This is a genomic window from Nocardiopsis sp. NPDC055551, from assembly GCF_053619415.1.
This window is the reverse complement of record NZ_JBSHJJ010000036.1, coordinates 1-1,116: the sequence shown is the minus strand read 5'-3', so window position 1 is coordinate 1,116 and position 1,116 is coordinate 1. Positions and strand designations below refer to the sequence as shown.

Annotated in this window: 1 protein-coding gene; it reads left to right on the top strand. The window is 70.3% G+C overall.

Going from position 1 to position 1,116, the window contains the following annotated elements:
- Window positions 1-1,116 (top strand): glycoside hydrolase family 15 protein (locus ACWGSK_RS27610; protein ID WP_452457188.1); only part of this gene is annotated, 1,116 nt, incomplete at both ends.

Below are 1,116 nucleotides of genomic sequence, written 5' to 3'. Positions count from 1 at the left end.
CCCTGCCCGGTACGGAGAGTTCGTTGGCGGCCCGATCGGCGTTGACCCTCCGCGGCCTGTGCACCCCCACCGGCGGGGTCATGGCCGCCGCCACCACCTCCCTACCCGAGGAGATCGGCGGAGTCCGCAACTGGGACTACCGGTACTGCTGGCTGCGCGATGGCGCCCTGACCGTCCAAGCCCTGGTCACCCTCGGCTCCACCCAAGAGGCCGAAGACTTCCTGGACTGGCTCCACCAGGTCGTGGACTCCCTACCCTCCCCCGAAATGCTGCGCCCCCTCTACAGCCTGCGCGGCACCGGCCTGGGCCCCGAAGAGACCATCGACTCCCTGTCCGGATACGCCGGATCCCGCCCGGTACGCATCGGCAACCTCGCCGACCACCAGGTCCAACTCGACGTGTTCGGCCCCGTGGCCGAACTCATCCGCCACCTGTCCACCGCCCGCGGCCACCTGGCCGACCGCGACTGGGACCTGATCCAGGCCATGGCCCAGGCCGTGGCCCGCCGCTGGCACGAACCCGACCACGGCATCTGGGAAGAACGCGACGAACCCCGCCAACGCGTCTACTCCAAGGTGATGTGCTGGCTCACCCTGGACCGGGCCATCACCCTGGCCCACGAGTACGACCGCACCATCGAGCCCACCTGGCCCGACCTGCGCGCCCAGATCGCCCACGAGGTCCTGGACAAGGGCTGGAACGAGACCGCCCAGGCCTACACCACCGCCTATGAGGGCACCGACCTGGACGCCGCCTCCCTGCACATCGGCCTGTCCGGACTGATCGATCCCACCGACGCACGCTTCCAGGCCACCGTCACCGCGATCGAGGCCGAGTTGCGCAGCGGCCCCACCGTCTACCGCTACCACCGCGACGACGGTCTGCCCGGTGGCGAGGGCGGCTTCCACCTGTGCACCACCTGGCTGATCGAGGCCTACCTGCTCACCGGGCGCCGCGCCGAGGCCGAGGAGCTGTTCAAGCACCTGGTGGGGGCCGCCGGTCCCACGGGGTTGATCCCCGAGGAGTTCGACCCGGTCACCGAACGCGCGTTGGGCAACCACCCGCAGGCCTACTCGCATCTGGGCCTGATCCGCTGCGCCCAACTCCTGGACCGGT